Annotated in this window: 33 protein-coding genes and 1 pseudogene; 33 read left to right on the top strand and 1 reads right to left on the bottom strand. The window is 69.4% G+C overall.

What is annotated here, in order from left to right; all coding sequences use genetic code 11:
• The first annotated feature begins 34 nt into the window (after positions 1-34).
• The 32 genes and pseudogenes from rpsJ to truA all read left to right on the top strand — a co-directional run bounded on the left by rpsJ (position 35) and on the right by truA (position 17,601).
• The gene (gene rpsJ / locus DSM112329_RS06525; RefSeq protein ID WP_254572222.1) at positions 35-361 is read left to right on the top strand and encodes a 30S ribosomal protein S10; all 327 of its coding nucleotides are present in this window, start codon (positions 35-37) and stop codon (positions 359-361) included.
• A 3-nt stretch (positions 362-364) separates the two neighbouring features.
• A complete protein-coding gene (gene rplC / locus DSM112329_RS06530; RefSeq protein WP_354701005.1) occupies positions 365-982 on the top strand; it encodes a 50S ribosomal protein L3 in 618 nt (205 codons plus the stop codon).
• A complete protein-coding gene (gene rplD, locus DSM112329_RS06535; RefSeq protein ID WP_354701006.1) occupies positions 975-1,607 on the top strand; it encodes a 50S ribosomal protein L4 in 633 nt (210 codons plus the stop codon). Before rplC ends, rplD begins: the two co-directional genes overlap by 8 nt.
• Before the next feature lie 4 nt (positions 1,608-1,611).
• The gene (gene rplW / locus DSM112329_RS06540) at positions 1,612-1,911 is read left to right on the top strand and encodes a 50S ribosomal protein L23 (protein WP_354701007.1); all 300 of its coding nucleotides are present in this window, start codon (positions 1,612-1,614) and stop codon (positions 1,909-1,911) included.
• A gap of 10 nt (positions 1,912-1,921) precedes the next feature.
• Complete coding sequence (gene rplB, locus DSM112329_RS06545) at positions 1,922-2,764, top strand: 50S ribosomal protein L2 (protein ID WP_354701008.1); 843 nt, start codon at positions 1,922-1,924, stop codon at positions 2,762-2,764.
• 6 nt (positions 2,765-2,770) lie between these two features.
• On the top strand, positions 2,771-3,043 hold the full coding sequence (gene rpsS, locus DSM112329_RS06550) for a 30S ribosomal protein S19 (RefSeq protein ID WP_354701009.1): 273 nt from the start codon (positions 2,771-2,773) through the stop codon (positions 3,041-3,043).
• Positions 3,044-3,306: 263 nt separating this feature from the next.
• On the top strand, positions 3,307-3,636 hold the full coding sequence (gene rplV, locus DSM112329_RS06555; protein WP_354702449.1) for a 50S ribosomal protein L22: 330 nt from the start codon (positions 3,307-3,309) through the stop codon (positions 3,634-3,636).
• A gap of 2 nt (positions 3,637-3,638) precedes the next feature.
• A complete protein-coding gene (rpsC, locus tag DSM112329_RS06560; RefSeq protein ID WP_354701010.1) occupies positions 3,639-4,553 on the top strand; it encodes a 30S ribosomal protein S3 in 915 nt (304 codons plus the stop codon).
• On the top strand, positions 4,553-4,969 hold the full coding sequence (gene rplP / locus DSM112329_RS06565; RefSeq protein ID WP_354701011.1) for a 50S ribosomal protein L16: 417 nt from the start codon (positions 4,553-4,555) through the stop codon (positions 4,967-4,969). The genes rpsC and rplP overlap by 1 nt, the downstream gene beginning before the upstream one ends.
• Positions 4,969-5,175: a 50S ribosomal protein L29 gene (rpmC, locus tag DSM112329_RS06570; RefSeq protein WP_354701012.1), complete on the top strand. Its 207-nt coding sequence runs from the start codon at positions 4,969-4,971 to the stop codon at positions 5,173-5,175. Before rplP ends, rpmC begins: the two co-directional genes overlap by 1 nt.
• A 2-nt stretch (positions 5,176-5,177) precedes the next feature.
• Positions 5,178-5,717 (top strand): 30S ribosomal protein S17, encoded by a 540-nt coding sequence (rpsQ, locus tag DSM112329_RS06575; RefSeq protein WP_354701013.1) that lies wholly within the window; start codon positions 5,178-5,180, stop codon positions 5,715-5,717.
• On the top strand, positions 5,714-6,082 hold the full coding sequence (gene rplN / locus DSM112329_RS06580) for a 50S ribosomal protein L14 (RefSeq protein WP_354701014.1): 369 nt from the start codon (positions 5,714-5,716) through the stop codon (positions 6,080-6,082). Before rpsQ ends, rplN begins: the two co-directional genes overlap by 4 nt.
• Positions 6,083-6,085: 3 nt before the next feature.
• Positions 6,086-6,415 carry a 50S ribosomal protein L24 gene (gene rplX, locus DSM112329_RS06585; protein ID WP_354701015.1) on the top strand — a complete coding sequence of 110 codons (330 nt, stop codon included), beginning with the start codon at positions 6,086-6,088 and terminating at the stop codon, positions 6,413-6,415.
• A gap of 13 nt (positions 6,416-6,428) precedes the next feature.
• On the top strand, positions 6,429-7,025 hold the full coding sequence (rplE, locus tag DSM112329_RS06590) for a 50S ribosomal protein L5 (protein WP_354701016.1): 597 nt from the start codon (positions 6,429-6,431) through the stop codon (positions 7,023-7,025).
• A gap of 6 nt (positions 7,026-7,031) precedes the next feature.
• Positions 7,032-7,217 carry a type Z 30S ribosomal protein S14 gene (locus DSM112329_RS06595; RefSeq protein ID WP_254572231.1) on the top strand — a complete coding sequence of 62 codons (186 nt, stop codon included), beginning with the start codon at positions 7,032-7,034 and terminating at the stop codon, positions 7,215-7,217.
• A gap of 4 nt (positions 7,218-7,221) precedes the next feature.
• Positions 7,222-7,629 carry a 30S ribosomal protein S8 gene (gene rpsH, locus DSM112329_RS06600; protein WP_354701017.1) on the top strand — a complete coding sequence of 136 codons (408 nt, stop codon included), beginning with the start codon at positions 7,222-7,224 and terminating at the stop codon, positions 7,627-7,629.
• Between the two features lie 7 nt (positions 7,630-7,636).
• Positions 7,637-8,170, top strand: coding sequence for a 50S ribosomal protein L6 (rplF, locus tag DSM112329_RS06605; RefSeq protein WP_354701018.1), 534 nt, complete (start codon positions 7,637-7,639; stop codon positions 8,168-8,170).
• Positions 8,167-8,520, top strand: coding sequence for a 50S ribosomal protein L18 (rplR, locus tag DSM112329_RS06610; RefSeq protein WP_354701019.1), 354 nt, complete (start codon positions 8,167-8,169; stop codon positions 8,518-8,520). The genes rplF and rplR overlap by 4 nt, the downstream gene beginning before the upstream one ends.
• Positions 8,517-9,014 (top strand): annotated as a pseudogene (rpsE, locus tag DSM112329_RS06615) (30S ribosomal protein S5); the annotation flags it as partial. The gene rplR and the pseudogene rpsE, both read left to right, overlap by 4 nt.
• A 308-nt stretch (positions 9,015-9,322) precedes the next feature.
• A complete protein-coding gene (gene rpmD / locus DSM112329_RS06620) occupies positions 9,323-9,505 on the top strand; it encodes a 50S ribosomal protein L30 (RefSeq protein ID WP_354701020.1) in 183 nt (60 codons plus the stop codon).
• On the top strand, positions 9,498-9,998 hold the full coding sequence (gene rplO, locus DSM112329_RS06625) for a 50S ribosomal protein L15 (protein ID WP_354701021.1): 501 nt from the start codon (positions 9,498-9,500) through the stop codon (positions 9,996-9,998). The genes rpmD and rplO overlap by 8 nt, the downstream gene beginning before the upstream one ends.
• 57 nt (positions 9,999-10,055) lie before the next feature.
• Complete coding sequence (gene secY, locus DSM112329_RS06630; protein WP_354701022.1) at positions 10,056-11,327, top strand: preprotein translocase subunit SecY; 1,272 nt, start codon at positions 10,056-10,058, stop codon at positions 11,325-11,327.
• Positions 11,328-11,352: 25 nt separating this feature from the next.
• Positions 11,353-12,015: an adenylate kinase gene (locus DSM112329_RS06635; protein ID WP_354702450.1), complete on the top strand. Its 663-nt coding sequence runs from the start codon at positions 11,353-11,355 to the stop codon at positions 12,013-12,015.
• Positions 12,016-12,049: 34 nt separating this feature from the next.
• Complete coding sequence (map, locus tag DSM112329_RS06640) at positions 12,050-12,829, top strand: type I methionyl aminopeptidase (protein WP_354701023.1); 780 nt, start codon at positions 12,050-12,052, stop codon at positions 12,827-12,829.
• A gap of 167 nt (positions 12,830-12,996) precedes the next feature.
• Positions 12,997-13,110: a 50S ribosomal protein L36 gene (rpmJ, locus tag DSM112329_RS06645; RefSeq protein WP_037400725.1), complete on the top strand. Its 114-nt coding sequence runs from the start codon at positions 12,997-12,999 to the stop codon at positions 13,108-13,110.
• Between the two features lie 7 nt (positions 13,111-13,117).
• The gene (rpsM, locus tag DSM112329_RS06650; RefSeq protein WP_354701024.1) at positions 13,118-13,501 is read left to right on the top strand and encodes a 30S ribosomal protein S13; all 384 of its coding nucleotides are present in this window, start codon (positions 13,118-13,120) and stop codon (positions 13,499-13,501) included.
• A complete protein-coding gene (gene rpsK, locus DSM112329_RS06655) occupies positions 13,501-13,896 on the top strand; it encodes a 30S ribosomal protein S11 (RefSeq protein WP_254572241.1) in 396 nt (131 codons plus the stop codon). The genes rpsM and rpsK overlap by 1 nt, the downstream gene beginning before the upstream one ends.
• Positions 13,897-13,918: 22 nt before the next feature.
• Positions 13,919-14,539: a 30S ribosomal protein S4 gene (gene rpsD / locus DSM112329_RS06660; RefSeq protein ID WP_354701025.1), complete on the top strand. Its 621-nt coding sequence runs from the start codon at positions 13,919-13,921 to the stop codon at positions 14,537-14,539.
• A 111-nt stretch (positions 14,540-14,650) separates the two neighbouring features.
• On the top strand, positions 14,651-15,631 hold the full coding sequence (locus DSM112329_RS06665) for a DNA-directed RNA polymerase subunit alpha (protein WP_354701026.1): 981 nt from the start codon (positions 14,651-14,653) through the stop codon (positions 15,629-15,631).
• Positions 15,632-15,662: 31 nt separating this feature from the next.
• Positions 15,663-16,016 carry a 50S ribosomal protein L17 gene (rplQ, locus tag DSM112329_RS06670; protein WP_354701027.1) on the top strand — a complete coding sequence of 118 codons (354 nt, stop codon included), beginning with the start codon at positions 15,663-15,665 and terminating at the stop codon, positions 16,014-16,016.
• Positions 16,017-16,137: 121 nt separating this feature from the next.
• Positions 16,138-16,809 carry a hypothetical protein gene (locus tag DSM112329_RS06675; RefSeq protein ID WP_354701028.1) on the top strand — a complete coding sequence of 224 codons (672 nt, stop codon included), beginning with the start codon at positions 16,138-16,140 and terminating at the stop codon, positions 16,807-16,809.
• A 30-nt stretch (positions 16,810-16,839) separates the two neighbouring features.
• A complete protein-coding gene (truA, locus tag DSM112329_RS06680; protein ID WP_354701029.1) occupies positions 16,840-17,601 on the top strand; it encodes a tRNA pseudouridine(38-40) synthase TruA in 762 nt (253 codons plus the stop codon).
• 211 nt (positions 17,602-17,812) lie between these two features.
• On the opposite strand, the gene DSM112329_RS06685 is transcribed toward truA, so the two are convergent.
• Positions 17,813-19,171, bottom strand: coding sequence for an amidase (locus DSM112329_RS06685; protein WP_354702451.1), 1,359 nt, complete (start codon positions 19,169-19,171; stop codon positions 17,813-17,815).
• A gap of 173 nt (positions 19,172-19,344) precedes the next feature.
• Between DSM112329_RS06685 and DSM112329_RS06690 the strand changes: the two genes are divergently transcribed.
• The gene (locus DSM112329_RS06690; protein ID WP_354701030.1) at positions 19,345-19,995 is read left to right on the top strand and encodes a TetR family transcriptional regulator; all 651 of its coding nucleotides are present in this window, start codon (positions 19,345-19,347) and stop codon (positions 19,993-19,995) included.
• Positions 19,996-20,183: the final 188 nt, after the last annotated feature.

Here is a 20,183-nt window from a genome sequence, read left to right on the forward strand (position 1 = left end):
AACACCAGACGGCAGACGGAAAGACACCAGCACCATGGCGACCGCCACCCAGAACAAGATCCGCATCCGACTCAAGGCCTACGACACGTCGGCCATCGAGTCCGCGGCCAAGGAGATCGTCGAGACGGCGACGCGCACCGGCGCGACCGTCTCCGGTCCCGTGCCGCTCCCCACGGAGAAGAACATCTACTGCGTGATCCGCTCGCCCTTCAAGGACAAGGACTCGCGCGAGCACTTCGAGATCCGCACCCACAAGCGGCTGATCGACATTCACCAGCCCACGCCCAAGACCGTCGACTCGCTGCAGCGCCTGGATCACCTCCCGGCCGGTGTCGACATCGAGATCAAGTTGGTCGGCTGAGCCATGCCCGCGATTCTCGCCAAGAAACTGGGCATGACCCAGCTCTTCATGGAGGACGGCCGCATCGAGCGGGTCACCGTCCTGGAGGCCGGCCCGTGTCCGGTCACCGCCATCCGCTCCGAGGAGAAGGACGGCTACAACGCCGTGCAGCTCGCGTTCGGCGCCACCAAGGAGAAGCACCTCTCCAAGGCCGAGCTCGGCCATCTGAAGAAGGCCGACGCGCCCCCGATGCGCCACGTCGTGGAGTTCCGGGACGAGGCCGCCGAGCTGATGGTCGGAGAGACCGTCACCGTCGAGGCGTTCGAGGTCGGCCAGAAGGTCAAGGTCGCCGGCACCTCCAAGGGCAAGGGCTTCCAGGGCACGATCAAGCGCCACAACTTCGCCAGCGGCCCCAAGTCGCACGGCTCGCACAACGTGCGTGCACCGGGATCCATCGGTGCGTCCGCCTGGCCCGCCCGCGTGATGAAGGGCATCCGCGGCCCCGGCCAGATGGGCAACAAGCGCGTGACGCAGAAGGGCCTGACCATCGTTCAGGTCGATCCGACGCAGAACCTGCTGCTGGTGCGTGGCTCCGTCCCGGGCTCGCGCAACGGCGTGGTGGAGGTCCGTACCGATGCCTAGTGCCAAGAACCTGAGCGGCGGCGACCCCGTCAAGCTCGACGACAACGCGTACGGCGCCTCGTTCAACGGGCCGCTCGTCCACGAGTCGGTCCGCGCGGAGCTCAACGCCCGTCGTCAGGGCACCCACGCCACCAAGACCCGCGGCAACGTCCGCGGCGGTGGCGCGAAGCCGTGGCGCCAGAAGGGCACCGGCCGCGCCCGTGCCGGCTCGAGCCGTTCGCCGATCTGGACCGGCGGCGGAACGATCTTCGGCCCGCAGCCGCGTCACTACACCTTCAAGGTCAACCGCAAGGAGAAGAAGGCCGCGCTGCGGTCCGCCCTCTCCGTGCACGCCGAGCGCGAGACGCTGGCGGTCCTCGACCCGAAGGCGTTCGACACGCCGTCCGCAAAGGCCGCGACGAAGTTGATCGCGGACTGGGGCGTGAAGGGCTCCGTGCTCGTCATCCTCACCGAGGCGCAGGCGCAGGTCGCGCTCTCGTTCCGCAACCTCGCGCAGGTCCGCGCGGTGCTCCCCGCCGAGGGTGTCGGCGTCGCCGACGTCATCGGCGCCGCCAACATCGTCGCGTCGGCCGAGGCCCTCGCGGAGCTTGCCACCCGCGCCAACGGCACCAAGCAGGAGGCCTAGAGCCATGGACGCCACCCAGGTCATCATCCGTCCGGTCGTCAGCGAGAAGAGCTACGTGCTCGCCGCCGTCGACAAGTACACGTTCCGCGTGCACCCGGACGCCCACAAGACCGAGATCCGCCAGGCCGTCGAAGAGCTCTTCGAGGTCCACGTCGTCTCCGTCAACACGTCGTCGGTGAAGTCCAAGCCGAAGCGCCGTGGCATCACCAAGGGCCGCACGCGCTCCTGGAAGAAGGCCATCGTGCAGGTCCGTCCCGGCGAGTCCATCCCGATCTTCCAGGGCCTGCAGGGCCTCGAGGGGTAGTTGATTCACGATGGCCATCCGCAAGCCCAAGCCGACGAGCCCGGGACGCCGCTTCGCGACGTACCCCGACTTCGCCGAGATCACCAAGACGACCCCCGAGCGCACGCTCGTCGAGGGCCTGAAGAAGTCCGGTGGTCGTAACTCCAACGGTCGCAAGACGTCCCGCCATCGCGGCGGCGGCGCCAAGCGCCTGTACCGCAAGATCGACTTCAAGCGGACCCGCGACGGGATCCCCGCCAAGGTCGCCGCGATCGAGTACGACCCCAACCGGACCGCCTACATCGCCCTCCTGCACTACGCGGACGGCGTCAAGGCCTACATCCTCGCGCCGGCGCGCCTGACGGTCGGCATGACCGTCATGTCCGGCCCGACGGCGGAGATCAGCGTGGGCAACTGCCTCCCGCTGGCCAACCTCCCCATCGGTACGGTCATCCACAACGTGGAGCTGCAGCCGGGCCGCGGCGGGCAGATGGGCCGGTCCGCCGGCACGTCGATCCAGCTGATGGCCAAGGACGGCGACATGGCCACGCTGCGCCTGCCCTCGGGCGAGATGCGGCTGGTCCGCGCCGAGTGCCGCGGCACCGTCGGCACGATCGGCAACGCCGATCATCAGAACGTGACGATCGGCACCGCCGGTCGCAAGCGCCACATGGGCGTCCGTCCGCAGACGCGTGGTACCGCCATGAACCCGGTGGACCACCCGCACGGCGGCGGCGAGGGCTCGACGACCCCCGGTCGTCACCCGGTCACCCCGTGGGGCGTCCCGACGCTCGGGTACCGCACCCGGAAGAAGAACAAGGCGTCCGACAAGCACATCGTCCGCGCCCGCAAGCGCGGCAAGGGCAAGCGTTAGGAACTGATGTCCCGCTCAAGCAAGAAGGGCCCCTGGGTCGAGGAGCGTCTGATGGCGCGCATCGAAGCCCAGAACACGGCCAACACGAAGACCATGGTGAAGACCTGGTCCCGCGCCTCGACGATCTTCCCGGAGATGGTCGGCCACACGATCGCTGTCCACGACGGCCGCAAGCACGTGCCCGTGTTCGTGAGCGAGTCGATGGTCGGCCACAAGCTCGGCGAGTTCGCGCCGACCCGCACCTACCGCGGCCACGCAGACACAGGGAAGCGCCGATGACCGAAGAACCCAAGAACACCGAGGCGGACGTCGAGGAGACGCCCGTCGCGGAGACTCCCGCCGCGGAGAGCCCGACCGAGACGGAGGCTCCCGCCGAGGAGCCCGCCGTGGTCGAGGAACCGGTCGCAGATGCGCCGCAGCCCGAACCCGCTACCGAGAAGCCCAGTGAGCCCGTCACCACGACGAAGCCCGCTGCGAAGGCTCCGGCAGCGAAGTCTGCGCCCGTGCGCAAGCGCGGCTCGGACAGCGGTGAGCGTCCGGTCGTGCGTGCCCAGGCCAAGTACGTGAGGACGTCCGCCCGCAAGGCGCGCCTGGTCTGCGACCAGATCCGCGGCAAGGGCGTCGACGAGGCCTACGCCATCCTCGCCCACACCCCGCGAGCGGTTGCGGAGGACTGGGAGAAGCTCCTGAAGTCCGCCGTCGCCAACGCGGAGAACAACCACGAGCTGATCGGGGACGACCTCAAGATCGTCGCCGTGTTCGCTGACGAGGGACCGACGCTGAAGCGTTTCCGCCCGCGGGCCATGGGCCGCGCGACGCCGATCCGCAAGCGGACCTCGCACCTGACCATCCAGCTCACCCCGAAGGACTGACCATGGGACAGAAAGTCCATCCCGAGTCCATGCGCGTGGGGTACATCCACGACTGGAAGTCGAACTGGTTCAACGAGAAGAACTTCGCGGACTACCTTGCCGAGGACGTCGCCATCCGGCGCCACATCGTCGGCAAGCTCAGCCACGCAGGTCTCTCGCAGATCACGATCCGCAAGGACTCGAACGATGTGGAGATCAACATCCACACCGCGCGGCCCGGCATCGTGATCGGCAAGTCCGGCTCCGAAGTCGATGCCCTGCGTCGTGACCTCCACAAGATCACGAACAAGTCCGTCAAGGTGAACATCCTCGAGATCAAGCGTCCCGAGCTCGATGCCAACCTCGTCGCGCAGTCGATCGCGGAGCAGCTGCGCAACCGCGTCGCGTTCCGTCGCGCCATGAAGCGCGCGCTGACCAGCGCGATGCGCTCGGGCGCCAAGGGCTGCAAGGTCCAGGTGTCCGGCCGGCTCGGCGGCGCCGAGATGGCCCGCACCGAGTCCTACTCGGACGGTCGCGTCCCGCTGCACACCATGCGCGCGGACATCGACTACGGCTTCTACGAGGCCGTGACGACCTTCGGCCGCATCGGCGTGAAGTGCTGGATCAACAAGGGCGAGATCATGCCCGAGGGCTTCAGCGGCGTCGACCTGACCGAGATCGACGCACCGCAGCGTGCCGACGACCGTGACGGTCGCGGCGGCGGTGGCGGCGGTCGCGGTGACGGTCGCGGCGGCGGCGGTCGTGGCCGTGGACCGGGTGGCCCCGGCGGCCCCGGTGGCCGTGGCGGCGGACCGGGCGGCCGTGGCGGCGGACCCGGTGGACCTGGCGGCCGAGGCGGCCAGGGTGGCGGCGGACGCGGCGGCCAGGGTGGCGGCGGACGTCCCGGCGGCGGCTACGGCGGCGGAGGTGGCCGGTAATGCTCGCTCCTAAGCGCGTGAAGCACCGCAAGGTGCACCGCGGTCGCAAGGCCGGCCTCAGCCGTGCCCAGACGACCGTGCAGTTCGGCGACTACGGCCTCAAGGTCCTGGACGCCGGCTGGCTCACCAACCGCCAGATCGAAGCGGCTCGTATCGCGATGACCCGCAAGATCAAGCGTGGCGGCAAGGTCTGGATCAACTGCTTCCCGGACAAGTCGGTCACGAAGAAGCCCGCCGAGACCCGCATGGGCTCCGGTAAGGGCTCGCCCGAGGGCTGGGTCGCGGTCGTCAAGCCGGGCCGCGTGGTCTTCGAGCTCGCCGGCGTGCCGGAGCCGCTGGCCCGTGAGGCGATGCGCCTCGCCGGTCGCAAGCTTCCGGTCCGCACCAAGTTCGTGCTCCGAGAGGACGGCCAGTGATGGATACCAAGGCACTCCGCGACCTCGACGACGCCGAGGTCATCAAGCAGGTCAAGACGGCGCGCCGAGAGGTCTTCGGCCTGCGCTTCCAGCACGCCACCGGCGAGCTGGAGAACACCGCGGGCCTCCGCAGCGCGAAGCGCGATCTGGCCCGTGCCCTCACGGTCGCGCGTCAGCGCGGCCTCGACGAGAACACGAAGGCGTAGAGATGGCTGACGAGACCCCCGAGACCCCCGAGAACGAGACGCCCGAGGCGGCCGCCGCCCCGGAGCCCGCCGCCAAGGCGGAGCCCGTCGTCCAGCTCACCCCCAAGGAGCGCAAGGCCGCGGCCCGCGCCCGTCGCGGCAAGCGCCGTGGTGCGACGCCCGAGGAGCGTGCCGAGGCGCGCGCCAAGAAGGCCGTCGCCCGCCGTCGCCGCCGCGAGCAGGAGCGCGAGAAGGCGAAGGCCGCCAAGGCCGCCGCTCCGCCCGTCGAGCAGGCCGTCGCCGCGCCGAAGGGCACCGGCAAGCCGAAGGTGCGCCAGGGCATCGTCACGTCCGACAAGGGCGACAAGACGATCACCGTCAGCATCGACGACGCCCGCCGGCACCGGAAGTACCAGAAGATCGTCCGCTCGACGCACAAGCTCCACGCGCACGACGAGAAGAACGACGCCGGCACCGGCGATCTCGTCCGCGTGATCGAGTGCCGTCCCATGAGCGCCACCAAGCGTTGGCGCCTCGATGAAGTGCTGGAGCGTGCGAAGTGATCCAGACCGAGACCCGTCTCCGTGTCGCCGACAACACCGGCGCCAAGGAGATCCTCTGCATCCGCGTGAACGGCGGCTCCCGTCGTCGCTACGCCGGCGTGGGGGACATCATCACCGCGACGGTCAAGCAGGCCGCGCCCCAGGGCACGGTCAAGAAGGGCGAGGTCGTCAAGGCCGTCGTCGTCCGGACGAAGAAGTCGTTCGGCCGTGAGGACGGCACGTACATCGCCTTCGACGAGAACGCCGCGGTCATCATCGACGCGTCGAACAACCCGCGCGGGACGCGCATCTTCGGCCCGGTTGCCCGCGAGCTCCGCGATCGCAACTTCATGAAGATCGTCTCGCTCGCCCCGGAGGTGCTCTGACCCATGGCCGCCCTGAAGATCCGCAGCGGTGACGACGTCATCGTCATCAGCGGCAAGGACCGCGGCAAGACCGGCAAGGTCTTGCGCGTCGACCCGAAGAAGAACCGGGTCTACGTCGAGGGGATGAACATCATCAAGCGCCACCAGCGCCCCACGCAGTCGACGGACCCGGTGAAGGCCGCCGGTGGCGTCGTCGAGAAGGAAGCACCGATCCACATCTCCAACGTCCAGCTCATCGACCCGAAGAGCAAGAAGCCGACCCGCGTCGGCATCTCCCGCGACGGTGGCACGCGCAACCGTGTCGCCAAGCGCTCGGGCGAGAAGCTCGACTGAGCCCGGTTACAGAATGTCCCAAACTCTCACGAACGCCCGCCTCAAGCAGCGCTACCTGGACGAGATCCAGCCGGCCCTGATCGAGCGCTTCGGCTACACGACGCCGATGATGGCGCCCAAGCTGGTCAAGGTCACCCTGAACATGGGGCTCGGCGAGGCCAAGCAGGACAACAAGCAGTTCGCGGCCGCCGTCGAGCAGCTCGCGACGATCGCCGGCCAGAAGCCGAACACGCGCCTGGCCCGCAAGTCGATCGCGCAGTTCAAGGTCCGCGAGGGCATGCCCGTCGGCGCGTCGGTGACGCTGCGCCGCGAGCGCGCCTACGAGTTCATCGACCGGCTGACGTCCGTCGCGCTCCCGCGCGTGCGTGACTTCCGCGGGCTGAAGTTCACGTCCTTCGACGGGCGCGGCAACTACTCGATGGGCATCAAGGAGCAGACGATCTTCCCGGAGATCGACTACGACGCAATCGATGCGGTCCGTGGCCTCGACGTCACGATCACCACCACCGCCAAGACCGATGCCGAGGCGTACGCGCTGCTCGAGGCCTTCGGCTTCCCGTTCACCAAGGACGGGAACCCCTACATCACCGCCGAAACCACGGAGGCCTGACGCACCATGGCCAAGACGTCCCAGCGCGTGAAGCAGGCGCGCGGATCCAAGTTCTCCACCCGGGAGTACACCCGGTGCCGCCGTTGTGGCCGCGCCCGCTCCGTGTACCGCAAGTTCGGCCTGTGCCGCATCTGCCTGCGCGAGATGGCCCACAACGGCTACATCCCCGGCATGACGAAGAGCAGTTGGTGATCACATGTCGATGACCGACCCCATCGCCGACTTCCTGACCCGTATCCGCAACGCCATCCGCGCGTCGCACGAGACGGTCGACATCCCGGCGTCCACCTTCAAGAAGGAGCTCGCGAAGATCCTCAAGGAGCAGGGCTACATCCTGTCCTGGGAGGAGATCGCGCCGACGCCCGACCGTCCGGCGGAGCTCATTCGCATCCAGCTCAAGTACACCGACGATCGCCGCTCGGCCATCTCCGGCCTGAAGCGTGTCTCCCGTCCCGGCCAGCGGTTCTACGCGCCCAGCGCGCGTCTGCCGAAGGTCCAGGGCGGCATGGGCACCGCGATCATCTCGACGTCCAAGGGCGTCATGACCGGTCACGACGCGCGTAAAGCGGGCGTCGGTGGCGAGGTCGTGGCCCATGTCTGGTAGGTAGACCATGTCCCGTATCGGTCGTAAGCCCATTCCCGTCCCGGCCTCCGTGTCGATCTCGATCGAGCCTGAGCTCGTGACGGTCAACGGACCCAAGGGCGAGCTCCAGGAGCGCATCCATCGCGACATGACCGTCGCGCACGAGGGTGACGAGCTGATCGTCACCCGCCCGACGGATCGCGGCGAGCATCGTGCCCTGCACGGTCTCACGCGGTCGCTCGTCGCCAACATGGTGGAAGGCGTCACCACGGGGTTCACCAAGACCCTCGAGATCCAGGGCGTCGGGTACCGCGCGGTGCTGAAGGGCAAGGACCTCGAGCTCGCGCTCGGGTACTCGCACCCCATCAGCATCCCGGCGCCGGACGGCATCGAGTTCGAGGTCCCGGTCCCCACGCGCATCGTCGTGAAGGGTGCCTCCAAGCAGGTCGTCGGTGAGACGGCCGCACTGATCCGCAAGCAGCGCAAGCCGGAGCCCTACAAGGGCAAGGGCGTGCGGTACGAGGGCGAGTACGTCGCCCGGAAGGTCGGTAAGCGCGCATGAGCGTCGTCACCAAGCCTGCGCGGCGCCTCAAGCGCCGCCGTCGCGTCCGCGCGAAGATCACGGGGTCGGACGTCCGTCCCCGCATCTCCGTGTTCCGCTCCAACAAGGGCATCAGCGCCCAGCTCGTCGACGACGTCGCGGGCGTCACGCTCGCCTCGGTCCAGTGGACCGAGGACGCGTTGCGCACGCTGCCGAAGATGGAGCAGGCCACCGAGGCCGGCAAGGTCCTTGCGGACCGGGCCAAGGCCAAGGGCATCGAGTCGGCGGTCTTCGACCGTGGCGGCTACCAGTACCACGGCCGTGTCAAGGCGTTCGCCGAGGGCGTTCGCGAAGGAGGATTGACGGTATGAGGACCGCTATCGATCGCAGCGTCAGCCCGGCTGGGCTCGACCTGCAGGAGCGCGTCGTCGAGATCAACCGCGTCGCCAAGGTCGTCAAGGGTGGTCGTCGGTTCTCCTTCACCGCCCTCGTCGTCGTCGGTGACGAGCGCGATGTCGTCGGCGTCGGCTACGGCAAGGCCAACGAGGTCCCGCTCGCGATCCAGAAGGGCGTCGAGCAGGCCAAGAAGAACCTGATGCGCGTCCCGAAGCACAACTCGACGATCACGCACGAGTCGCTCGGCGTCTTCGGCGCGGGTCGCGTCTTCCTGAAGCCGGCCTCGCCCGGTACCGGCGTCATCGCCGGCGGTGGCGTGCGCGCGGTGCTCGAGCTCGCGGGCATCCACGACATCCTGAGCAAGTCGCTCGGGTCGCAGAACCCCATCAACCTCGTCAAGGCGACGGTCACCGCGCTCGCGCAGCTGCGCAAGCCGGAGGAGGTCGCGGAGATCCGCGGCCTGTCGATCAACGCCGTGCTCGGCCTCGCGCCGAAGGACGAGACCCCCAACGAGATCATCGACGGCAGCGGCGGCCACGACGCCCCGCACATCGAAGAGGCTCCGAGCGACCACGCGGCGCACGTCGCGGTCGAAGAGGCCGGCGACGACGTCACGACGGTCGGCGAGGCCGCTGCGGCCGCCGAGGCCGCGGCTCCGGCCGAGGACGCCCCGGCGGACGACGCCCCGGCCGCCGAGGCCGAGGCCGCTCCCGCCGCGGAGGAGGCCCCCGCGGCCGACGCCGAGGCCGCGCCTGCTGCCGCTGAGGAGGCGCCCGAATGAGCGACTACAAGGTCACGCAGACGAAGTCCAAGAACGGCTCCGACCAGAAGCAGCTCGACACGCTGAGGTCCCTGGGCCTCGGCAAGATCGGCAAGACGGTCGAGGTCAAGGACTCCCCCCAGGCGCGGGGCATGCTGCACCGCGTCCGTCACCTCGTGAAGGTGGAGAACAATGGCTGAACCCACGTACGACCCCAAGGACGTCGGCCTGCACAACCTGCAGCCGGCCCCGGGCTCCCGCAAGCCCCGCAAGCGCGTCGGCCGCGGCCACGGCTCCGGCATGGGCAAGACCGCCGGCCGTGGCCAGGACGGTTACGGCTCGCGTTCGGGCGCCAAGGACCGCCAGCGGTTCGAGGGCGGCCAGATGCCGCTGCACATGCGGATGCGCAAGCTGCGCGGCCCGCACATGAAGAAGTCGATGCCGTTCGAGATGTTCCGCACGCACACGCAGGGCGTGAACATCCAGATGCTCGAGCGTCGCTTCGAGTCCGGTGCGGACGTGACGCTGGACGCCCTGAAGTCCGCCGGCCTCGCGAAGGCCAAGGACGTCCCGGTGAAGATCCTCGCGAAGGGATCCATCACCAAGCCGCTGAACGTGCACGCGCACAAGTTCAGCGCCGCCGCCAAGGAGGCCATCGAGGCCGCCGGCGGCACCTGCACGATCGTCGAGTGAGCCCGGGGCGCGCTGCGGCGCGCCCCTCAACAGCTCGTCGCTACTCTCTGGAACTCCATGCTCTCCACGATCCTCAGTGCCTTCACCGTCGCGGAGATCCGCAAGAAGCTCGCCTTCACGGCGCTGATTCTCGCGCTCTACCGCGTCGGCTCCCACGTCCCGGTCCCCGGCGTCGACATCGACGCGGTCCAGGAGGTCCAGGAGCAGTTCGGCAACGGCGGCGTCCTGAACCTGCTGAACACGTTCAGCGGCGGCGGCCTGAGCCGAATCGCGCTGTTCGCGCTCGGGATCATGCCGTACATCACGGCGTCGATCATCCTGCAGCTGCTGACGGTCGTCGTGCCGTCGCTGGAGAAGCTGCAGAAGGAGGGCGAGGTCGGGACGCAGCGCATCACGCAGTACACGCGCTACCTGACGGTCGGCCTCGCGTTCGCGCAGTCCATCGGCTACGTCTTCCTCTTCAAGAGCTTCTCGCCGAACGCCGGCACGCCGGTCATCCCGAACTTCGACGTCCCGCACGTCTTCCTCGTCGTGATGTCGCTGACGGCGGGCACGATCCTGCTGATGTGGATGGGCGAGCTCATCACCCAGCGCGGCATCGGCAACGGCATCTCGCTGATGATCTTCGCGTCGATCGTCGCCGGCCTCCCGAACGGCCTGCAGGCCTGGTGGACGAGCCCGGACCAGGTCTTCCGCGTGATGATGCCGTTCATCGCCCTCGGCGTGATCGCGGCCATCGTCTTCATGCAGGAGGGGCAGCGGCGGATCCCGGTCCAGTACGCCAAGCGCGTCATCGGCCGCCGGATGAGCGGCGGCGGCCAGACCTACCTGCCGCTGCGGGTCAACATGGCCGGCGTCATCCCGGTCATCTTCGCGGCCTCGATCATGGCCTTCCCGCCCACCGTCGGTCAGCTGATCCAGCAGCCGTGGGCGCAGGACGTCGCGAACTTCTTCAGTCCCAGCAAGGCGCCGTACATCATCGGCGAGTCGATCATGATCATCATCTTCACCTACTTCTACACGGCGGTGACGTTCAACCCCGTGGATCAGGCCGACAACCTGAAGAAGTACGGCGGCTTCATCCCGGGCGTCAGACCCGGACGGCCGACGGCCGAGTTCCTGGACCGCATCCTGGCCCGCCTGACGTTCCCCGGCGCGCTCTACCTGGCGGCGGTCGCGGCGTTCCCGACGATCCTCATCAACTCGACGCAGGCTAACTTCTTCTTCGGCGGGACCTCGCTCCTGATCGTCGTCGGCGTGGCTCTCGACACCATGAAGCAGCTCGAGGCCCAGCTGATGATGCGCAACTACGAGGGATTCCTGAAGTAAGTAGGGTCCAGCGACCGTGTCTGAGCTGAACCTCATCCTCCTGGGCCCGCCGGGCGCCGGGAAGGGCACCCAGGCCGTGCGCCTGGTCCAGGACTTCCCGATCGCGTCGATCTCGACCGGCGACATGCTCCGGGCCGCAGTCTCCGAGGGCACGCCGCTCGGGCTGAAGGCGAAGAGCTTCATGGACGCCGGCGGCCTCGTCCCGGACGACGTCATCATCGGCGTCGCGCTGGAGCGCCTGCGCGCCGACGACGTCCGCGACGGGTTCCTGCTGGACGGCTTCCCGCGCACCGTCGGCCAGGCCGACGCGCTCGAGCAGGACATGGAGGAGACCGGCCGGAAGATGACGGCCGTCCTCCTGATCGAGGTCGAGGACGAGGAGATCGTCCGCCGTGTCTCCGGTCGGCGGGTCTCGAAGTCCGGCCGCACCTACCACGTCGAGTTCGACGCGCCGAAGCACGAGGGCCGCTGCGACATCGACGGCTCACCGCTGATCCAGCGCGAGGACGACAAGCCCGAGGTGGTGCGCGAGCGCCTCTCGGTCTACCACGAGCAGACGATGCCGCTCATCGAGTACTACGACGAGCGCGGGCTCCTGCGCCGCTTCGACGGCTCGCGCTCCCCGACCGAGGTCCACGACCACATCCGGGCGACGGTCGCGACCCTGCGCCTCGAGGACGCGCTCTGAGCGCGACGCCCGGCGCCGCCGGGCCTTCGGTTTCATGATCATCCGCAAGTCGCCAGAAGAGATCGAGAAGATGGCCGCCGCCGGCGCCATCCACGCCCGGACGATGAAGCTCGTCGCGGGCAAGGTGCGCGAGGGTGTCAGCACCGCGGACCTCGACGCCGCAGCGGAGAAGTACATCCGCTCGCAAGGCGCGACGCCGGCCTTCAAGGGCTACCGGGGGTTCCCGGGATCGATCTGCGCGTCGCCGAACTCGATGGTCGTCCACGGGATCCCCGGGCCGTACCGCCTCGGTCGCGGGGACATCATCTCGGTCGACATCGGGGTCGTCTACGACGGCTGGGTCGCCGATGGCGCGGTCACCTTCGCCGTCGGCCCGATCACCCCGATCGCGCGCAAGCTGCTCGAGGTGACGGAGCGGTCGCTGTTCGCCGCCGTCGAGCAGTGCCGTCCCGGCAACCGGCTGGGGGACGTCTCCAACGCGGTGCAGACCGTCGTCGAGGCGGAGGGCCTCAGCGTCGTGCGCTCGCTCGTCGGGCACGGCATCGGGCGCGCCATGCACGAGGACCCGCAGATCCCGAACTACGGCGAGCCGGGCCGCGGCCCGAAGCTCGAGCCCGGGATGGTGCTGGCGGTGGAGCCGATGGTCAACGCCGGCCGGCACATGGTGCGGATGGGCGACGACGGCTGGTCGATCTACTCCCAGGACGGGTCGCTGGCCGCGCACTTCGAGTTCACCATCGCGGTCACGGAGGCGGGTCCCCGGATCCTGACCCCGTGGCACGAGGAGCTCGCCGTCGACCTCGCGGCGACGTAGCAGTCCCGTCGGACGGACTGGTCGCACGGCGTCTTGCGTCCCAGCTTTGCTATCTTGACGAACCCGTGCGCGCTTGGGCATTCATGCGTGCGCGCCTCCGCGACTGGTAGCGGCAGCCTGCAGCGGCAGCCAGAGCCACGTCGCCGGAATAACAGCCGAAAGGGATCATGAAAGTACGACCGTCGGTCAAGCCGATGTGTGAGAAGTGCAAGATCATCCGCCGCCACGGCGCGGTTCTCGTGATCTGCCAGAACCCGCGTCACAAGCAGCGCCAGGGGTAAATAACGCATGGCACGTATCTCCGGGATCAACATCCCGCTCAACAAGCGCGTCGAGGTGGGTCTCACCTACATCTACGGCATCGGTCGCTCCACTTCGAACGATCTGCTCACGCAGGCCGGGATCTCTCCCGACACCTACGTGCGCGATCTCACCGAGGCTGAGGTCACCAAGCTCCGCGACCTGATCGACGGCGACCTCACGGTCGAAGGCGATCTGCGGCGCGAGCGCAGCCAGAACATCAAGCGTCTGATGGAGATCGGCTGCTACCGCGGCCTCCGTCATCGCCGCGGGCTCCCGGTCCGTGGTCAGAAGACGAAGACCAACGCCCGTACGCGCAAGGGTCCCAAGCGCATGTCCGTCGCAGGCAAGAAGAAGGCCGGTAAGAAGTAATGCCCGCTCCCAAGCGCCCGTCGCGCGGCCGCCGCAAGCCGAAGAAGAACATCCCCATCGGCCAGGCCCACATCAAGACGTCCTTCAACAACACGATCGTGTCGCTGACCGATCGCGAGGGCAACGTCATCGCGTGGGAGTCCGCCGGCGGCGCCGGGTTCAAGGGCTCGCGCAAGTCGACCCCCTTTGCCGCGCAGGTCACGGCCGACGCTGCTGCCCGCAAGGGCATCGAGCAGGGCCTGCAGAAGGTCGAGGTCTTCGTGAAGGGCCCCGGCTCCGGTCGCGAGACCGCCATCCGCTCGCTCCAGGCCGCCGGCCTGGAGGTCACCGGCGTCAAGGACGTCACCCCGCAGGCCCACAACGGCTGCCGCCCTCGCAAGCGGCGCCGGGTCTAAGGGCGAAGGGAACACCTAGAACATGGCTCGAGATACCAGCCCCCAGTGCAAGCAGTGCCGTCGTGAAGGCCAGAAGCTCTTCCTCAAGGGCGAGCGCTGCCTGACGGACAAGTGCGGCGTCGAGCGCCGCGCGTACCCGCCGGGCGACCACGGCCGCGGCCGCCAGAAGCAGTCCGAGTACCGGGTGCAGCTGCGCGAGAAGCAGAAGGCGCGTCGCTACTACGGCGTCCTCGAAAAGCAGTTCCGGCACTACTACGACAAGGCGTCCCGCCAGGACGGCATCACGGGCGAGAACCTGCTGACGCTCCTCGAGCGCCGCTTCGACAACGTGCTCGTGCGCCTCGGCTTCGCCGCCTCGCGTCGCCAGGCCCGTCAGCTGATCCGCCACGGCCACTGGAACATCAACGGCCGCCGCGTCGACATCCCCAGCTACCAGCTGAAGGAGGGCGACGTCATCTCGGTCAAGAACGGCACGCCGGCCGAGGCCCTCATCCGTGACGCGACCGAGCTCACTGCTCAGGTCCCCGCCTGGCTGCAGGCGGACCACGACGCCCTGACGGCGAAGGTGCTGCGCCAGCCCGAGCGGCGGGAGATCACCGCCCCGGTGCAGGAGCAGCTCATCGTCGAGCTCTACTCGAAGTAGCAACATTGCTGGACCCGCTGCGCGCGACGCTCACTGCGGCGCGCGCGGCGGCCACGAACACCGGGCGGCCTCCCTCCTCCGCCTCTTGACACGACAGACAGGACCCCTTAGATGCTCGACTTCCAGGATCCCCGGATCACCAGCGAATCCGTCGAGGAGAACCGCGGCCAGTTCACCATCGAGCCGCTCGACCGAGGCTTCGGCTACACCTTCGGCAACTCGCTGCGCCGCGTGCTGCTCAGCTCGCTCGCCGGTGCCGCAGTGACCTCCGTCCGCATCGAGGGCGTCGCCCACGAGTTCTCCACGATCAAGGGCGTCAAGGAAGACGTCACCGACATCGTGCTGAACCTCAAGGACGTCGTCGCGAAGATGCACTCCGACGCGACCGAGATCGAGGCGCCGCTCGTCGTCACCGGCCCCGGTGACATCACCGCAAAGGACATCGACCTGCCCGCCGGCGTCGAGATCCTCAACCCGGACGTCCACATCGCGACGCTCGAGAAGAAGACGAAGCTCGAGCTGTACCTCACGATCGGCCGTGGCCGCGGCTACCGCCCGGCCGAGGAGAACAAGTCCCCGGACCAGCCGATCGGCGTCATCCCGATCGACTCGATCTTCTCCCCGGTCAAGCGCGTCGCCTACGCCGTCGAGCAGGCCCGCGTCGGCCAGAAGACGGACTTCGACAAGCTGACGCTCGACATCGAGACGGACGGGTCGATCGACCCGACCTCCGCGCTGCGCGAGGCGTCCGAGATCCTGATCAAGCAGCTGGCGATCTTCACCGACCCCGAGCGGGTCGAGGAGCTGCGCGCCGGCGTCCCCGGTGCCCAGGCGCTCGACGGCCCCGGCGGCGTCGCTGCGGTCAACGGCGGCGGTGCGGCGGGCGGCCCGATGCACGACATCCTCATCGAGGAGCTCGAGCTCGGCGTCCGGTCCTACAACTGCCTCAAGCGTGCCGGCATCCAGACCGTCGGCGACCTGATCTCCAAGTCCGAGGGTGAGCTCAACGCGATCCCGAACTTCGGCAAGAAGTCGATCGACGAGGTCATCGAGACCCTTCACGCGCGCGGCCTGAACCTGCGCGACGACTGAGCGCCGCTCCCTCTAAGGAACCTTCGCAACCATGCGCCACCAGAAGAACCGTCACAAGCTCAGCCGCGACTCCGCTCACCGGAAGGCCCTCCTGGCCAACCTGTGCAAGGAGATCATCCAGCACGAGCGGATCAAGACCTCCGAGGCCAAGGCCAAGGCCGTCAAGCCCGAGGTCGAGAAGCTGATCACCCTCGCCAAGCGGGGTGACCTGCACGCGCGTCGTCAGGCGCTGAGCGCCCTCGGCCAGGACAAGTTCACGGTCCACAAGCTGTTCGAGGAGGTCGCGCCGCGCTACCAGGAGCGGCCCGGCGGCTACACCCGGATCCTCAAGCTCGGGCCGCGCCGGAGCGATTCGACCGAGATGGTCTTCATCGAGCTCGTCTGACCCATCGTCTTGTCTGTCGTACCGCGGGCCTCTACTTGGGGCCCGCAGTCGTTCTGCGGATGTAAAGTCGGGGGTGGTCTCCCGGATGCGGGTAGGGGGGTGGGTCGCGAGTATCCGGTCCATGTTCAAGCGCTCACTGCTCGCCGCCACGGTCCTCGCCGTCGCCGCCACCCCCGCCCTCGCGTCCGCCGCGACCCTGACCGTCGACAAGCCGTGCTTCTCGGACGGCTACGTCGACGGCCCGAAGCAGAAGATCGGCTTCACCGCCGGTGGCTTCCCGGCCGACGCCTTCGTCCAGCTCAACGGCGGCTTCGACAACAGCTACATCGGGGACTTCACGACGACGGCGGGCGGGGGCTTCGAGGGGGAGTTCGACACCCCGAGCCTCGGGTCGCTGAAGCGCATGACGTTCCCGCTCAGCGCCGCGCTGTCGCCCAACCGCGAGGTCTCCGCATCCACGACCTTCACGGTCGCCGACGCCGCGGTCTCCATGTCCCCGCCGGTGGCCCGTCCCACGACGAAGGTGTCGTACAAGGCGCAGGGCTTCGTCGGCGGGAAGTTCCTCTACGCGCACTACGCGTACACGAAGTCGCCGGTCAGCCATCCGCTCGTGAAGACCGTGAAGCTCGGCGCGCTCACGGGCCCGTGCGGCGACCTGACGACGAAGAAGGCGAAGCAGCTGCCGCTCGCGAAGCTGAAGCGCAAGACCGTCTACGAGATCCAGATCGACGCGTCCCCGGTGTTCAAGCGCCAGCAGGGCAACTACATCACGCGCACGGTCTTCGTCCCCTAGCCCCGGCTGGAGCGGTACCGTGCGCCGCCGGTGACCGCGCGGCTCGACATCGAATACGACGGGGGCGACTTCTACGGCTGGGGTGTCCAGCCCGGCCTCCGGACGGTCCAGGGCGAGCTCGAGCGTGCGCTGGGGGTGATCGGCCGGCGACGGGTGGTGCTGACCGTCGCGGGGCGGACAGATCGGGGGGTGCACGCCACCGGGCAGGTGGCGTCGCACCCGGGGGACCCGATTCCGGCGTACCAGGTGAACGCGATCCTGCCGCCTGACGTGCGGGTCCTGTCCAGCACCGCGACGGCGGACGGGTTCGACGCCCGCCGGCACGCCCTGGCACGCGCGTACGAGTACCGGATCCTCACGCGGCGGGCGGCCAGCGCCCTCGGACATCGCCACCAGCTGCACCTCTCGCGGCCGCTGGACGAGGATGCGCTGGCGGCCTGCGCCGACGTCCTGGCCGGGACGCACGACTTCACCGCGTTCACGCCGACCGAGACCGACCACGTCCGCTTCCGGCGCGACATCCACCGTGCGGCCTGGACGCGTGACGGAGACCTGCTGCAGTTCGCGGTCGAAGGCGACGCGTTCATGCGCAACATGGTGCGCGCGCTCGTGGGGACCATGCTCGACGTGGGGCGGGGGAAGCGGTCGGTCGAATCGTTCGCCACCCTGCTCGAGGGCGCTCCGCGGTCCGCGGCCGGCATGACCGCGCCGCCGCACGGGCTGACGCTGGTGGGGGTCCGGTATCCGGAGCCGCCGCGTCCGGGATCGGGCGGGGCGTCGACGGTCGGCTGAAGCCGCCGCGATGGGCCGTGCCGGCCGGGTGAGGCCGGCCGGGTGAGGCCGGCTCGCGGGCCGGGCGGCGATTCCGCGGAATCGGCCGGGTGTGGCCGGCTCGCGGGCCAGGCCGATTCCGCGGAATCGGCCGTCGGGCCCCGCGGCCGTCGGCCCTGCTGGCCGGGAACGACGGCCTAGAGCGACGGCTGATCCTCGAGTGCGAGTGTGTTCAGCGTTCCGGCGGGCGGACGTCGACCCAGCCGCGGTGCTGCTCCAGCTGCGCGGCGAGCGTGATGAGGGTCTCCTCGTCGTGGCTGCGGCCGAGCAGCTGCGCCCCCAGCGGGACCCCGGTGGCGTCGAGACCCGCCGGGACGTTGATCCCGGGCCAGCCGACCACGTTCCACGGGAACGCGAACGGGCACGCGGCCTCGGACGCGGTCTCGGTCGTCCACCAGCCCTTGCCGTCGAGCTGCCCGACGCGCAGCGCCGGCTCCGCGGTCGTCGGCGCCAGCAGCACGTCGACGCGGTCGTACACGCGTGCCATCCGGTCGGCGAGGAAGCGCTCTGCCTTGACGGCGCCGGCGACCAGCGGGCCGCCGAGCAGCGCTCCGAGGCGGGCGTTGGTCCGCGTTCGCGGTTCCACCACGGCGCTCGGCCCGTACTCCCGCAGCAGTCCGGTGACCCCGTTCATCCCGCGGGGCACGAGTAGCGCCCCGGCGAGGGCGTGGTCCGGCTCGGCGTCGATGACCATGTGCCCGAGCGCGCGGAGGTCTTCCGCGAGGGCGTTCACGGCGTCCCGGACGTCAGGGTGGACGCGATCAGGGACCCCGAACGGTGTGGCCCACGACAGTCCGATCCGCAGCGGGCGCTGCTCGCGCCTCGCCGCTACGGCGAACGGGCCGGCGTCGTCCGTGACGTGCCCACTTAGCACGTCCAGGAGCAGCGCGGCGTCGGCCACCGAACGCGTGAGCGGTCCGTTCACCGCAAGGCCGCGGAAGTGCCGTTGCCCCGGGTTCTCGGGGACGCGCCCGCGCTGCGGCTTGATGCCGACGAGGCCGCACCACGCGGCCGGTATGCGGATGCTGCCGGCGCCGTCCGACCCGACGGCGGCCGGAACGAGCCCGGCTGCCACGGCGGCGGCCGACCCTCCGCTGGAGCCACCGGGCGTACGATCGAGCGCGTACGGGTTGCGGGTGCGCCCGAACGCCGGCGCCTCGGTGAACGGGAACTGCCCGAGCTCGGGGGTGGTGGTCTTGCCGACGATGATCGCGCCCGCGGCGCGCAGGCGACGGACGACCTCGCCGTCGGCCGGCTCTGGCTCGTGCAGGCCGCCGGTCCCGAAGGGCGTCGTCTCGCCGGCAATCGGCATGTCGTCCTTGATCGCGATGGGGACGCCGAGGAGCGGGAGGTGCTCACCGGCGGCGAGACGCGCGTCCGCTGCGTCGGCCTCGGCGCGCGCTGCGTCGGACCGGATGGTCCGGAAGCTGTTCAGCTGCCTGTCCGCCCCGGCGATTCGGGCCAGCGCGGCGTCCACGAGGGAGCGGCTGCTGGCGGCCCCCGACGCCACTGCTGCCGCCGACTCGAGCAGTCCGTCGGCCGGCGGTGCCGGGGTTGGGGTTGCCGGCGTGCGTGTGGACGTAGAAGGGAGTGGACGCGTGCTGAGCGGAGGCATGTGACACCGGATTGGGCTGATTGGGGCGAACGCGTCAGAGGTCGAAGCCTGTCGTTCGCTCGAACGAACGGACACGGTACACTCTGACGATGGCCCCTGCAACACCCCACCGGTCGGACGTCGAGCAGGCGGATGACCGCAGCGGTGCGGGCGTCGGGCGACGCGACCCGGTCGTGCTCGGGGAGGCGCGCCGGAGGCTGCTCGATGCGACGCTCGACGTCGTAGGGACGGAGGGGATAGCCGCCGTGACCAACCGACGGGTGGCCGGCCGCGCCGGCGTCTCACTGGGTTCCCTCACCTACCACTTCACCTCGCAGGCTGAGCTCCTGCGCGAAGCGCTGATTCTCCAGGTCGACCGCGAGGTCGAGCGGATCGAGGCGATCACGGCGCGGATCGGTCAGGCGGGCGTGCCGCTCGAGGCGCTGCTCGCCGAGGCCGAGGGCCTGGTGGCGGAGACCGCCGACGACCCTGCCCAGCTCGCAGAACTCGACCTGCACCTGCACGCCGCCCGCGACATGGATCTGCGCGAGGCGTCGGAGCGCTGCTTCGCGGCGTACGACGCGCTGGCCGCTGCGGCGTTGCGGGCTCTCGGACTTCCTGACGCCGACGCACGGGCGCCGCTCGTGGTCGCGATGTTCAACGGACTTGCGCTGCGACGGTTGGCCCTGCGCTCGCCCGATGCGGGAGGGGTCGCCGAGGCGCTCACGGTCCTGGTCCGCGGCCTGGCCGCGCCGAGCTGACGGCGACCCCGTAGGCGGCGAGGACAGGGGACGGGCTTGGTGAAGGGCTTGGTGACCCCGTTCCGGCGTGGCGGCCGCCGTGATCGGGTCGCGGCGATTCCGCGGAATCGCCGGAGCGTCCCCCGGCGCCGGAGAGATGTGATGCTCGTGGCTGCGGGCGGCCTGGCGCGCGATTCCGATGCAGATCC

The sequence above is a fragment of the Paraconexibacter sp. AEG42_29 genome (genome assembly GCF_040581415.1).
GTDB lineage: Bacteria > Actinomycetota > Thermoleophilia > Solirubrobacterales > Solirubrobacteraceae > Paraconexibacter.